The organism is Halomonas sp. NCCP-2165 (genome assembly GCF_023708045.1).
In the GTDB taxonomy this organism is placed as follows: domain Bacteria; phylum Pseudomonadota; class Gammaproteobacteria; order Pseudomonadales; family Halomonadaceae; genus Bisbaumannia; species Bisbaumannia pacifica.
Genome location: NZ_BRCY01000001.1, coordinates 121,291 through 133,760, shown reverse-complemented (window position 1 = coordinate 133,760; position 12,470 = coordinate 121,291). Strand labels below are relative to the sequence as shown.

At 68.6% G+C, this 12,470-nt stretch carries 10 protein-coding genes; 4 read left to right on the top strand and 6 right to left on the bottom strand.

Going from position 1 to position 12,470, the window contains the following annotated elements; translation table 11 throughout:
* Window positions 1–11: 11 nt before the first annotated feature.
* The 3 genes from murI to NFU04_RS00570 all read right to left on the bottom strand — a co-directional run bounded on the left by murI (window position 12) and on the right by NFU04_RS00570 (window position 2,447).
* On the bottom strand, window positions 12–803 hold the full coding sequence (gene murI, locus NFU04_RS00585) for a glutamate racemase (RefSeq protein WP_251307606.1): 792 nt from the start codon (window positions 801–803) through the stop codon (window positions 12–14).
* Window positions 800–1,687 carry a LysR family transcriptional regulator gene (locus tag NFU04_RS00580; RefSeq protein WP_285835095.1) on the bottom strand — a complete coding sequence of 296 codons (888 nt, stop codon included), beginning with the start codon at window positions 1,685–1,687 and terminating at the stop codon, window positions 800–802. Before NFU04_RS00580 ends, murI begins: the two co-directional genes overlap by 4 nt.
* Window positions 1,688–1,901: 214 nt before the next feature.
* Complete coding sequence (locus tag NFU04_RS00570) at window positions 1,902–2,447, bottom strand: hemerythrin domain-containing protein (protein WP_251307674.1); 546 nt, start codon at window positions 2,445–2,447, stop codon at window positions 1,902–1,904.
* 178 nt (window positions 2,448–2,625) lie between these two features.
* Here NFU04_RS00570 and NFU04_RS00565 point away from each other — a divergent pair, with 178 nt between their 5' ends.
* The gene (locus NFU04_RS00565; protein ID WP_251307605.1) at window positions 2,626–3,963 is read left to right on the top strand and encodes a replication-associated recombination protein A; all 1,338 of its coding nucleotides are present in this window, start codon (window positions 2,626–2,628) and stop codon (window positions 3,961–3,963) included.
* A 118-nt stretch (window positions 3,964–4,081) separates the two neighbouring features.
* On the opposite strand, the gene lolA is transcribed toward NFU04_RS00565, so the two are convergent.
* Both lolA and NFU04_RS00555 read right to left on the bottom strand, forming a co-directional pair.
* The gene (gene lolA, locus NFU04_RS00560) at window positions 4,082–4,717 is read right to left on the bottom strand and encodes an outer membrane lipoprotein chaperone LolA (RefSeq protein ID WP_251307604.1); all 636 of its coding nucleotides are present in this window, start codon (window positions 4,715–4,717) and stop codon (window positions 4,082–4,084) included.
* Between the two features lie 116 nt (window positions 4,718–4,833).
* Window positions 4,834–7,998: a DNA translocase FtsK gene (locus tag NFU04_RS00555; protein ID WP_251307603.1), complete on the bottom strand. Its 3,165-nt coding sequence runs from the start codon at window positions 7,996–7,998 to the stop codon at window positions 4,834–4,836.
* A gap of 191 nt (window positions 7,999–8,189) precedes the next feature.
* Between NFU04_RS00555 and aat the strand changes: the two genes are divergently transcribed.
* The 3 genes from aat (at window position 8,190) to infA (ending at window position 10,016) form a co-directional block, all read left to right on the top strand.
* A complete protein-coding gene (gene aat, locus NFU04_RS00550; RefSeq protein WP_251307602.1) occupies window positions 8,190–8,912 on the top strand; it encodes a leucyl/phenylalanyl-tRNA--protein transferase in 723 nt (240 codons plus the stop codon).
* A gap of 29 nt (window positions 8,913–8,941) precedes the next feature.
* A complete protein-coding gene (locus tag NFU04_RS00545) occupies window positions 8,942–9,679 on the top strand; it encodes an arginyltransferase (RefSeq protein WP_251307601.1) in 738 nt (245 codons plus the stop codon).
* Between the two features lie 118 nt (window positions 9,680–9,797).
* Window positions 9,798–10,016, top strand: coding sequence for a translation initiation factor IF-1 (gene infA, locus NFU04_RS00540; protein ID WP_013332816.1), 219 nt, complete (start codon window positions 9,798–9,800; stop codon window positions 10,014–10,016).
* A 137-nt stretch (window positions 10,017–10,153) separates the two neighbouring features.
* Here the strand turns inward: infA and clpA are convergent, their stop codons facing one another.
* Complete coding sequence (clpA, locus tag NFU04_RS00535) at window positions 10,154–12,427, bottom strand: ATP-dependent Clp protease ATP-binding subunit ClpA (RefSeq protein WP_251307600.1); 2,274 nt, start codon at window positions 12,425–12,427, stop codon at window positions 10,154–10,156.
* Between the last annotated feature and the right edge of the window lie 43 nt (window positions 12,428–12,470).

The following is a 12,470-nucleotide window of genomic DNA, read 5'->3' as shown; positions in this document are numbered from 1 at the left end:
GGGCGAAACGCTCAGCGTGCAGCGACTTCGCTCGGATCAAGGCATTGCGGCGCGGCGAAACCGACACCGGCCAGGGCGGCGGCGAGCCCCGGCGCCTCGGCGGTGACCCAGGCCGGTCCCGGCCCCTCGGTGATCCGGGGCGCGGGCACCACCTGGGCGACCCGGCGGGCGATGGCCTCGCCGGAGTCGACCCAGGTCACCGGCCGCGGCGCCGCCCGGTTCAGGGCGTCCCGCAACAGCGGAAAGTGGGTGCAGCCCAGCACCAGGGTGTCGAGTTCGGGATCCTCCCAGAGCGGGGCCAGGCAAGCGGCGATGGCCTCCCGGTCCAGGGGCGCCCCGGCCAGGTGGCGTTCGGCCTGCACCACCAGGGCATCGGCGGCCAGGCGGTGTACCCGACAGCCGGCGGCGAAATCGCGAATCAGGCCCAGGGTATAGGGACGATCGATGGTGGCGGACGTCGCCAGCAGGGCGATATGACCGCTATGGCTCAGGGCGGCGGCCGGCTTGATGGCCGGCACCGTGCCCACCACCGGGATCGACAGCGCCTCGCGCAACGCCGCCAGGGCCAGGGTACTGGCGGTGTTACAGGCCACCACCAGGGCGCTGGGTCGAGCGGCCGCCACGGCCGCCCGGCAGACCGCGACGATGCGCTCCACCAGCCAGGCGTCGGGCTTGGTGCCGTAGGGCAGCATGGCATTGTCACAGACATAAGCCAGGGCCGCCGTGGGCAGGCGGCGGCGAATCGCCGCCGCCACCGAGAGGCCACCGACCCCGGAGTCGAAGATCAGGATAGGACCGCTCACCCTTGCCCTCCCGTCGCTGGCTCCTGGAAGTGCGCCAGCAGGGCATCCACCAGGACCCGCAGGCGCGCCGGCATCAGGCGCCGCTCGGCATAGAGCAGATGCACCTGCATGGGGGGCGGCGAGTAGGCCTCCAGCAGGCGCACCAGGCGCCCACGGCGCACCTCCGGCTCGCCGAGGAAGGTCGGCTTGAGCACCAGCCCCATGCCACGGGCCGCGGCCTCGATCAACGCCCTGCCGTTATTGCAGGTCAGTACCGGCCGGAAGCGGACCCGCTCCAGGCGCCCCTCCACCAGGAAATGCCAGCCGGCACCGCCCCGCTGCAGGCTGTAGTGCAGGCAGCGGTGATGGCTCAGGTCGCGGGGGTGCTCGGGCACGCCATGGCTCTCCAGATAGCCGGGGGCGCCATAGAGGTGGATCGGCATCGACATCAGCGGTCGGGCGATCAGGCTGGAATCCTCCAACTCGCCGATACGCACCACCAGATCGAAGTCTTCCGCCAGGGGATCGACACGCCGGTCTTCCAGCACCACCTCGAGCTCCACCGCCGGATGCGCCTCCTCGAAGGCCTGGAGGGCCGGCATCAGCTCGCGCACCCCGAAATCCAGGGGCGCCGAGAGGCGCAGGCGCCCGCGAATCTCGCCACGCTGTTCGCCGAGGCTCGCCTCCAGCTCCTGGAGCTCGTCCAGCAGCCGGCCGGCGCCCTGCAGGTAGCGTTCGCCCTCGGCGGTCAACTGCAGGCGACGCGTGGTGCGGGTCAGCAGTCGCACGCCGAGCTCGCCCTCCAGGCGAGCCACCTGCTTGCTGACCATGGCATTGGAGAGGTCCAGCTTGCGGGCGCCCCCGGCGAAGCTGCCCGCCTCCACCACGGCGCGAAAGATTTGCATGGCCTGGAGTCGATCCATCGGCGAGTTTCCCCTTCCCCCGGTTGGCATAGGGTTGGCACAGGGGAGGCATTCTACCCCAGCCGAGGCCCGGACTTAACGGCGTATTGCTCGGCCACGACAAACGCCCAGGCCAAGGCCTGGGCGTTTCGGCAACGAATCGTGGTATCACGGCTCCGGCGCGCCGCGACATTCGGCATCATAAAGAGGCTCGGGATCAGACCACCGGCTCCGGCGCGCCGCGAAACTCGGCGTAGAGTTCGGGGTAGGCGTCATGAAGCTGCTTCAGGCGGGCGGCCGCGCCCTCAGGCAGAAGCTCGTCGAGTTGAGCCAGCTCCGCGTCGCTCAGGTGTTCGGCGATCAGCGGGAAGAGCTCCTCGCGCTCGTCACGCAGGTAGGCTCGATGCGCCTCCAGGTAGGCCTTGAGGTCATCGGCGAAGCGGTCCATGGGCACCACGGCATCCATCAGGATCATGTCGATGTCCTGGGAGAGACGCATCAGGCGCTCGCGCAGTTGGCGATAATCGTCGGCCAGACGACGGGTCAGCCGCTCGGCCTGTGGCAGACTAGCCAGTAGCTTCTCGCTGCACAGCCGCTCGAGAGGCTGGGTATAGCCCTCCATATACTCGAGAATATAGTCGACGACCTCGCGTACCAGATTGAAATCGGGACGCTCGCCGTCGGCCAGGGTCTTGTGCTTGAGCTGCAGCACGTGCAACAGCCGCGCCATATTGGCATGATCCTGGCGCAGTTGAGTCAGCATGGGCATGGTCGGGCCTCCTCTGCTGTCCTGGCGTACCATTAATATTGGAGTCGCCAGCAAGACAGGGGTTCACCAACAGGATGCGCCTGCCGGGACTACCGCAGGCATGGATGTTTAACCCTAGTGCCTGCGGGGCGATCCTGCCTATCGCCTAAAGTCGTAGTCGCATGGAGACAGCATGGATCTCTTCAGCCAGTCACACGCCGATGAGGCGGCTCCCCTCGCCTTCCGCATGCGCCCGCGGCGCCTGGACGAATACCTCGGCCAGGCCGCCCTGGTGGGCCCCGGCAAACCACTGCGACGCATGGCCGAGACCGCCACCGTACGCTCGATGATCCTGTGGGGGCCGCCGGGAACCGGCAAGACGACCCTGGCGGAGATCCTGGCCCGGGAGTCCGGCGCCGAGCTGGAGCATCTCTCGGCGGTGATGGCCGGCGTCAAGGAGATCCGCGCCGCCGTGGAGCGGGCCCGGCTGAGTCAGGCCCAGGGGCGCCGCACCCTGCTCTTCCTGGACGAGATTCATCGCCTCAACAAGAGCCAGCAGGACGCCCTGCTGCCCCATGTGGAATCGGGGCTGTTGACGCTGATCGGCGCCACCACCGAGAACCCCTCCTTCGAGGTCAACTCGGCACTGCTCTCCCGGGCCCGGGTCTATGTGCTCAAGCCACTGGACGAGGTGGCGCTGTTGAGGGTGCTGCGCCAGGCCCTGGAGGACTCGGAGCGGGGGCTGGGCGAGCGCCGTATCCAGGTCGACGACGAGGTGCTGCGGCTGCTGGCCCGGGCCGCCGGCGGCGATGCGCGCCGCGCCCTGGGGCTGCTGGAGACCGCCTGCGACTTCACCACCGCCGAGACCGATGGCGAGCGTCTCGACGCCGAGGGGCTCGGCGAGGTGCTGGGCCATCAGGCCAGCGCCTTCGACAAGCAGGGCGATCACTACTACGACCTGCTGTCGGCGATTCACAAGTCGGTACGCTCCTCCCGGGTCGATGCGGCCCTGCTCTACATGGCGCAATTTATTCAGGGAGGCGGCGACCCGCTGGATGTGATCCGACGCCTGGCGGCCATCGCCTCCGAGGACGTGGGCAATGCCGACCCCCGCGCCCTGCCCCTGGTGATGGCGGCCTGGGACGCCTACCTGCGCCTCGGCGACTACGAGGGGCAACGCGCCATCGCCCAGGCCATGATCCACCTGGCGGTGGCCCCCAAGAGCAATGCCATCGACCAGGCCTGGAAGCAGGCCAAGGCCCAGGCGGCGGCCCACCCGACCCTGGCGGTGCCCACCTACCTGCGCAACGCCCCAACCAAGCTGATGGAATCTTTGGGCCACGGCCAGGGCTACCGTTACGCCCACCACGAGCCCCATGGCTACCCCGCCGGCAGCCGTCACGACTGCTGGCCCGAGGGGCTGGCGCCCACCCGCCTCTACCAGCCCAGCGACTACGGCCAGGAGGCGCGCTTCAAGCAGCTGATGGCGTGGCGCGCCCAGCTCGACGCCGAGGCGGATGGCGGCGCCTAACGCCGAGCTGGAAGCCCATGGTCCAACAGCCGTAGAGACAAGACACCCCGCAACCCTGGTGGCGGGGTGTCGTTCTTCCAGCTTCGTGCTTCCAGGCGCGAGGTGCCGCTCTTCCGGCCTAGTGCGAATCGCGAATCACATCGGCTCCCTCGGGAATCACGAAGGTAAAGCGCTCGTCCGGGAGGCTCGGGTTAACCGCGACATCGCTGAAATAGATGGCGGTGCGCTGGCCGGTGCTGTCGGCCATCTGCAGCACTCCCAGTCGCTCGCCGTAGAAGGTCAGGGCCAGCTCCTCGAAGAGGGTGTCGGCGGAGCGCGGCGTCAGGGTAAAGGTCTCGGCGGTGCCCTGTTGACGACGGCCGACCGCATAGGCCTCGGTCAGGTCGGCGACGCGACCGGAGAGCAGCAGGGCCGGGGTATGGGTGACCCGGGTATCCAGGGCCTGGACGGTCACCTGTTCCAGGTCGGGATCATGGAGGTAGACCTCCTGGCCATCGGAGACCACCACCTGGGCATAGGGTGCGTCCACCTCCCAGCGGAACTTGCCGGGCCGCGACAGCCACATGCGGCCCTCGGCCTGCTGAAGGCGCTGGCCGCTGCCATCGAGGATCTGCTGCTCGAAGTCGGCACGATAGGTATGCACCGGCTCCAGCAACTGGTTGAGGCGCTCGGCGGCCTCATCGGCCAGGGCGACGGCCGGCAGGGCCAGGATCGCCCCCAGGGCCAGGGTCGTCAGGGTCTTGATCAGTCGCATCTTTCACTCCCGAAAGGATGGCAAGGCATGGCGATAGATGGACCCGGCCCCGGCGCGTAAGTGCCGGGACCGGGCGGGCTTTCATGGTTGCTGCAAGATTTCGAACGCGCCGCCGCTCAGTCGCTCGCCGGCGGCGGGGCCAGGACCTCGCGGCCGCCATTGGTACCCATGGTCGAGACCACGCCGGCCAGCTCCATGGCCTCGACCAGGCGCGCGGCCCGGTTATAGCCGATCTTGAAGCGGCGCTGTACCGCGGAGATGGAGGCACGGCGCGACTCGGTGACGAAGGCCACCGCCTCGTCGTAGAGGGCGTCCTGCTCGGCGTCGTCCCCCTCGCCGCCGCCTTCGGCCTCGAGGCCGGCCAGGGCGTCGGCGGAGACGCCACCGGAGAGGATCTCGTCGATATACTCCGGCTCGCCGCGACGCTTCCAGTCCTCCACCACCCGGTGCACCTCGTCATCATCGACGAAGGCGCCATGCACGCGCATCGGCAGGCCCGCCCCGGGGGGCAGGTAGAGCATGTCGCCGTGGCCCAGCAGGTTCTCGGCGCCGCCCTGATCGAGGATGGTCCGGGAGTCCACCTTGGAGGAGACCTGGAAGGCGATGCGGGTGGGAATATTGGCCTTGATCAGGCCGGTGACCACGTCCACCGAGGGACGCTGGGTGGCGAGGATCAGGTGGATGCCGGCGGCCCGGGCCTTCTGGGCCAGGCGCGCGATCAGCTCCTCCACCTTCTTGCCGACGATCATGAACATGTCGGCGAACTCGTCGATCACCACCACGATATAGGGCAGCTTCTCCAGCACCGGCGGGTGCTCATGCATCTGCCAGGGCTGCGGCTCCCAGAGCGGGTCCGCCACCTGGGCGCCGGCCCGGGCGGCCTCGTCGAGCTTGGCATTGAAGCCGGCGATATTGCGCACCCCCATGGCGGCCATCAGCTTGTAGCGGCGCTCCATCTCCGCCACGCACCAGCGCAGGCCATTGGCGGCCTCCTTCATGTCAGTGACCACCGGCGCCAGCAGATGCGGAATGCCGTCGTAGACGGAGAGCTCGAGCATCTTGGGATCGACCATGATCAGGCGCAGCTCCTCCGGGCTGGCCTTGAGCAGCATGGAGATCAGCATGGCGTTGACCCCCACGGACTTGCCCGAGCCGGTGGTCCCCGCCACCAGCAGGTGGGGCATCTTGCCCAGGTTGGCCACCACCGGCGCTCCGCCGATATCCTGGCCCAGGGCCAGGGCCAGGGGCGAGGCCTCGTGGAGGTAACGGTCGGAGTCGAGCACCTCGCGCAGGCGGATCATGGCGCGCTTGGGATTGGGGATCTCGATGCCCACCGTGGGGCGGCCGGGGATGATCTCCACCACCCGCACGCTCTTGACCATCAGCGAACGCGCCAGGTCCTTGGCCAGGTTGCTGATCTTGGAGACCTTGACCCCGGCCGCCGGCTTGATCTCGAAGCGGGTGATCACCGGCCCCGGCCAGGTCTCCACCACCTCGGCCTTGACGCCATATTCGCGCAGCCGCACCTCCAGCAGCTCGGCCATGCTGGCCAGTTGCTCCGGGGTGTAGTTGGGCTCATGGGCCTCGGGGGGCGTCAGCAGGCGCACCGAGGGCAGCTCCCCCTCCGGGTCGCCCAGGTCCTCGAAGAGCGGGCGCTGATTCTGCAGATGCTCCACGGTCCACAGGGCCGGCCCCTCGGCGGCGGCGGCGCGCCCCTGCTCGGCACTGGCCAGGCGCGGCGCCTCCTCCTCCAGCCCGGCCGGGGCGACGGGCAGATCCAGGGGCTCGGCCTCTTGGGACGACTCGACCTCTTGGGACGACTCGACCTCTTGGGACGACTCGACCTCTTGGGACGGCTCGGTCTGTCGGGATGGCTCGGTCTCCGTGGATGGCTCGGCGGCCCGCGACTCGGTCACCTCGGGATGGGCGATCGTCAGGGAGGGGTCGCTCGGCGCCTCATCCTCCCAGCCCGCCTCGCTCCAGCTCACCAGGCTCGGTTCACGCCGCGCCGTCGACGCCTCCCGGGCGTCGCTCGCCGGGGTCGACGTTGCCGAGGGTGTCGGCGTGCCATGGGGCGCCTTGTCGACGGGCTCCTCGGCGGACGGCATGGGGGCCGCCGCGGGCTCGTCCAGGCTCCGCGTCTCGGCGGGCGCCTCGGACGATGGCGCGGATTCCGCCGCGGGCTCGTCCGCGCTCAGCGCTTCGCCGGGCGCCTCGGACGATGGCGCCGCGGATCTGGTCGGCTCCCGCTCCCGGGGAGCCTCAGGCTCGGCCTGCAGGGGCATATCCGCCGCCAGCGGCGCCTCGGGTTCATCGCGACGGGCGCTCAGCCCCGGCTCAGGCGTCGCGACCGGCTCATCGGACTCGCCAAGGCGGCGCGCATAGGCCGCCCCGGGGTCCTTGGCGGAAGGAGTGCGGGCGGGCACGTCCCAGGGGATCTCGGTATCGCCCTCGAGGCTCGGCTCGGCGCGACGGGAGGCCACCACACCAGAGGCCGCGGCCAATTGGGGAGCCCCACGGCGAGGCAGCCAGCGTCGCCACCAGGGGCGCCCCGGGGCCTGGGACGGTTCGTCCCCGGTATCGGCCGGCTCCTCGGCCATGGCCGCCTCGGCCTCTTGCCCGCCGCCGATCCAGCGCCAGAGTCGCTTGCCCAGGCGCAGGGCTCGCAGCCCCAGCTCATCCATCAGCGCCAGCCAGGAGAGCCCGCTGAACAGCGGCAGGCCGCAGAGCAGGGCCACCAGGGCCAGCAGGGTGGTGCCGTGGCTCCCCACCAGCGGGGCCAGGCCCATCATCAGCCCCTCGCCGAGGATACCCCCCACCGCATAGGGCAGGGTGCTGTCGGGGCTGAAGAAGTGCAGGGCGCCCAGGGTGGTGGTGCCCAGCAGCAGCAGCACCAGGCCGCCCAGGCGCACCGCCAGGGCCGTCGCGTCCCACTCCAGCTCCAGGCGCCGGGTGCGCAATAAGCGCCAGGCGGCGAAGCCCAGCATGCCGGGCCACCACAGGGCGCTGGCCCCGAACAACGAATAGAGGACATCGGCGAGCCAGGCGCCGATGGGCCCCATCCAGTTGGCGACCTCACGCTCCGGCCCGCTATGTGACCAGCCGGGATCGCCCTGCTGATAGCTGAACAGCGCCAGCAGCAGGAAGACGCAGCCGGCCAGGAGCAGAATCACCGCCCCCTCTCGGGAGGCCCCCTGCAGGCGCACGCCGAAACGCCGCGCCTGCTCCCTGGCCTGTTGTGTAGAGACACGACGACCCGTGGTCTTCTTGTCGACGCTCAAGTGGTCATCCCCCTTGTGTCTGCCTCGCCCGGCGTGCCGCTCCGGGCATCTCGTCGGCACTTTCGTGGCGCCATCATACCGAGCCTAGCGTGCCCCGACGAGGCTGCCTTGTCGAGGCCGGGAAAGCCGGTCACACTAGACGCCAGGGGCGGCCGCGCCGCCTGACTTCTTCCGCGATGATACGACCGCCCATGCTGCCTTGGCTCGCCCCCTTTCCGGTGCAGTTCCCTCCTCTGGATCAGGCCCTGCGCGATCCCGACGGCCTGCTGGCTGCCGGTGGCGCCCTGACCCCGGCCTGGCTGCTGGCCGCTTATCGGCGCGGCATCTTCCCCTGGTACAGCGACGATCAGCCGATCCTGTGGTGGAGTCCCGACCCGCGTATGGTGCTCTTCCCCGCGGAGCTCCGGGTACGCCGCAGCCTGGCCAAGCGGCTGCGCAATGGCGGCTTTCGGGTCACCCGGGACCAGGCCTTCGATGCCGTGATCGAGCAGTGCGCCGACAGCCGGGCGGCTCATGAGGGCACCTGGATCACCCCCGAGATGCGCGACGCCTACTGTCGCATGCATGCTCAGGGCCATGCCCATTCGGTGGAAGTCTGGCGAGATGACGACCTGGTGGGAGGCCTCTATGGCATGGCCCTGGGCCGGGTCTTCTTCGGCGAGTCGATGTTCTCCCGGGTGTCGGATGCCTCCAAGGTGGCCCTGGTGCACCTCTGCCGCCACCTCGAGGCCCACGGCGGCGGCCTGATCGACTGCCAGATGCACACCGGCCACCTGGCCAGCCTGGGGGCCCGGGATATCGCCCGGGAGTCGTTCATCGGCTATCTTGAGCAGTATGTCGACCAGCCCAGTGGGGCCTGGGTGACCGGCGGCCGGACGCACCCGGAGCCTCCCGGTACGCCCACCTTGCTTTGACACCCGCGAGCCCGGAGGAGACGGCGACCGTGAGCAGTAATGCGCCGCAGCGACCGGTACGAGACCTGCGTTTCTTTCTGACCATCCCGCACCCCTGCAGCTACCTCAAGGAGCGGGAGGCCACCACCCTCTTCCTGGACCCCCAGGAGTCCCCGGGCCAGGGGGTCTATGACGCCCTCTCCCTGCTGGGCTTTCGGCGCAGCGGGCGCCACCTTTACCGGCCCCACTGCGAGGGCTGCCACGCCTGCATCTCGGTGCGCATCCCGGTGGCGGAGTTTCACCCCAGTCGTACCCAGCGCAAGCTGCTGCACCGCAATGCCGACCTGGTCATGTTCGAGCGCCCGGCGCGCTTCCACGAGGAGCATTACCGGCTCTACGACCGCTATATCCGCACCCGCCATGCCGACGGCGACATGTATCCGCCCAGCCACGAGCAGTACCGTACCTTCCTGACCCTCGATCACCCCTATGCGCGGCTGCTGGAGTTTCGCCTCGACGGCCGCCTGCTGGCGGTCTCCGCCATCGACCTGCTGAGTCACGGCATCTCGGCCATCTACACCTTCTTCGATCCGGACCCGGTCTTCGACCGCCGCTCCCTGGGCACCTATGCGGTGCTGCGTACCCTGCGCCTCGCCGAGGACCGGGAACTGCCCCATGTCTACCTGGGCTACTGGATCCGCGAGTGCCGCAAGATGAACTACAAGCAGGCCTTCCAGCCCCTGGAGTACCTGGATGGACGCACCTGGCGACGCCTGATCGCGCTGTGATTTTTGCCTTGACGCACGGCATGCGGCACAATATCGCGCTATCTTGATCAGCGACGGCCCGTTGGCCGTCAGTGTCGCGTCGCGACAGCCGAGTGACCATCAACGAGGAAGCGCCTATATGGCACGTGAAGACCATATCGAAATGGAAGGGGTCGTCGTCGACACCCTCCCCAACACCATGTTCCGCGTGGAGCTGGAGAACGGCCACGTCGTTACCGCCCACATCTCCGGCAAGATGCGCAAGAACTACATCCGCATCCTGACCGGCGACAAGGTCAAGGTCGAGCTGACCCCCTACGATCTCTCCAAGGGACGCATCGTCTACCGCTCCCGCTGAGTCGAGCCTGACGGGCTCGCCCCTCCGCGCCACGCCGGCGCCACCCGAACCACCGGCCCGAAAAGAACGACGCCCCGTCGAAAGACAGGGCGCCGGTCGGTGGTGGCCAGCCCGAAGGCCGGCCCAAGGGACACGGCTCAGGCCACCTCGGCCTCGGTGGCCAGATGCAGTTCGTCGCTGCCCTCCTCCACGGTGACGTGGACCACGCCACCGTGCCCGGCCAGCTCGCCGAACAGGATCAGCTCCGCCAGCGGCTTCTTGAGCTTCTCCTGAATCAACCGCGCCATGGGTCGCGCGCCCATCTCCGGGTCGTAGCCACGCTCGGCCAGCCAGGCGCGGGCCGCCTCATCCACGTCCAGCTGCACCCGCTTCTCGTCGAGCTGCGCCTGCAGTTCCACCAGGAACTTGTCCACCACGTTGCGCACCACCTTGGGATCCAGGCCGTGGAACTGGATGATGCCGTCCAGGCGGTTGCGGAACTCCGGCGAGAAGGTCTTGCGGATCACCTCCATGCCATCGGTGGAGTGGTCCTGGGTCTGGAAGCCGATGGAACGGCGCGAGATCTGCTCGGCCCCGGCATTCGAGGTCATGATCAGGATCACATGGCGGAAGTCCGCCTCGCGGCCGTTGTTATCGGTCAGGCGGCCGTGATCCATTACCTGCAGCAGCAGGTTGAAGACCTCGGGATGCGCCTTCTCGATCTCGTCGAGCAGCAGCACGCAGTGGGGCTGCTTGGTGATCGCCTCGGTGAGCAGCCCACCCTGGTCATAGCCCACATAGCCCGGGGGCGCCCCGATCAGCCGGGACACCGTGTGGCGCTCCATGTATTCGGACATGTCGAAGCGCACCAGCTCGATGCCCATGATCTTGGAAAGCTGGCGCGCCACCTCGGTCTTGCCGACCCCGGTGGGACCGGAGAAGAGGAAGCTGCCCACCGGCTTGTCCGGCGACTTGAGGCCGGCCCGGGAGAGCTTGATGGCCGCGGAGAGGCTCTGGATCGCCTCGTCCTGGCCGAACACCAGCATCTTCAGGTCGCGCTCCAAGTTGGAGAGCAGCTTGCGGTCGGAGCTGGAGACGCTCTTCGGCGGAATCCGCGCGATGGAGGCCACCACCGCCTCGACCTGATCCACGTCGATGGTATCGACCCGCACCTCCGGCGGCAGCAGCCGCTGGTGGGCGCCGGCCTCGTCGATCACGTCGATGGCCTTGTCGGGCAGATGGCGATCATTGATGTAGCGATCCGCCAGGCGCACCGCGCTCTCCAGGGCCGCATCGGTGTACTTCAGCTTGTGATGCTCCTCGAAGCGGCCGCGCAGCCCCCTGAGGATGCGGATGGTGTCGTCCACCGAGGGCGCCATCACATCGACCTTCTGGAAACGCCGCGCCAGGGCGCGGTCCTTCTCGAAGATACCGCGATACTCCTGGAAGGTGGTCGAGCCGATGCAACGCAGCTCGCCGGAGGAGAGCAGCGGCTTGAGCAGGTTGGAGGCGTCCATCACGCCGCCGGAGGCGGCCCCGGCGCCGATCACGGTGTGAATTTCGTCGATAAAGAGCACCGCATTGGGCTGCTTGCGCAGCTCGGCGAGCAGCGCCTTGAGGCGCTTCTCGAAGTCGCCGCGATACTTGGTGCCGGCCAGCAGGGCCCCCATGTCCAGGGAGTAGACCACGGCATCGGCGATGACGTCGGGCACGTCCTCCTCGACGATACGCTTGGCCAACCCCTCGGCGATGGCGGTCTTGCCGACGCCGGCCTCGCCCACCAGCAGGGGGTTGTTCTTGCGCCGCCGGGCGAGGATCTGCACCACCCGCTCCAGTTCGTGATCGCGGCCGATCAGCGGATCGATCTTGCCGAGCCGCGCCTGCTCGTTGAGGTTGGTGGCATAGCTGGTGAGCGGATGGTTGCCGCCCTCGGCCACGCCCTCCTCGGACTCCTCGGCCTCCGGCGACTGGGGCGCCGCGCTCTGGCCGTGGCCGGCGACCTTGGAGATGCCGTGGGCGATGTAATTGACCGCATCGACCCGCGCCACGTTCTGCTGCTTGAGGAAGTAGACCGCCTGACTCTCCTGCTCGGAGAAGATCGCCACCAGCACATTGGCGCCGGTCACCTCACTCTTGCCGGAGGACTGCACGTGGAAGACGGCACGCTGCAGCACCCGCTGGAACCCCAGGGTCGGCTGGGTCTCGCGATCACTCTGATCCTCGGGGATCAGCGGCGTGGTGGAGTTGATGAAATCCTGCAGGTCGGACCGCAGCTTGTCGAGATTGGCCCCACAGGCCCTGAGCACATCCGCCGCGGAGGCGTTGTCCAGCAGGGCCAGCAGCAGATGCTCCACGGTCATGAACTCATGACGCTTGGAGCGCGCCACGGTAAAGGCCGTGTTCAGGGTCAGTTCAAGTTCTTTGCTCAGCATGGCAGTCCCCTTCTTGCCGCCTCGGGCTTCGACCGGTGGGCAC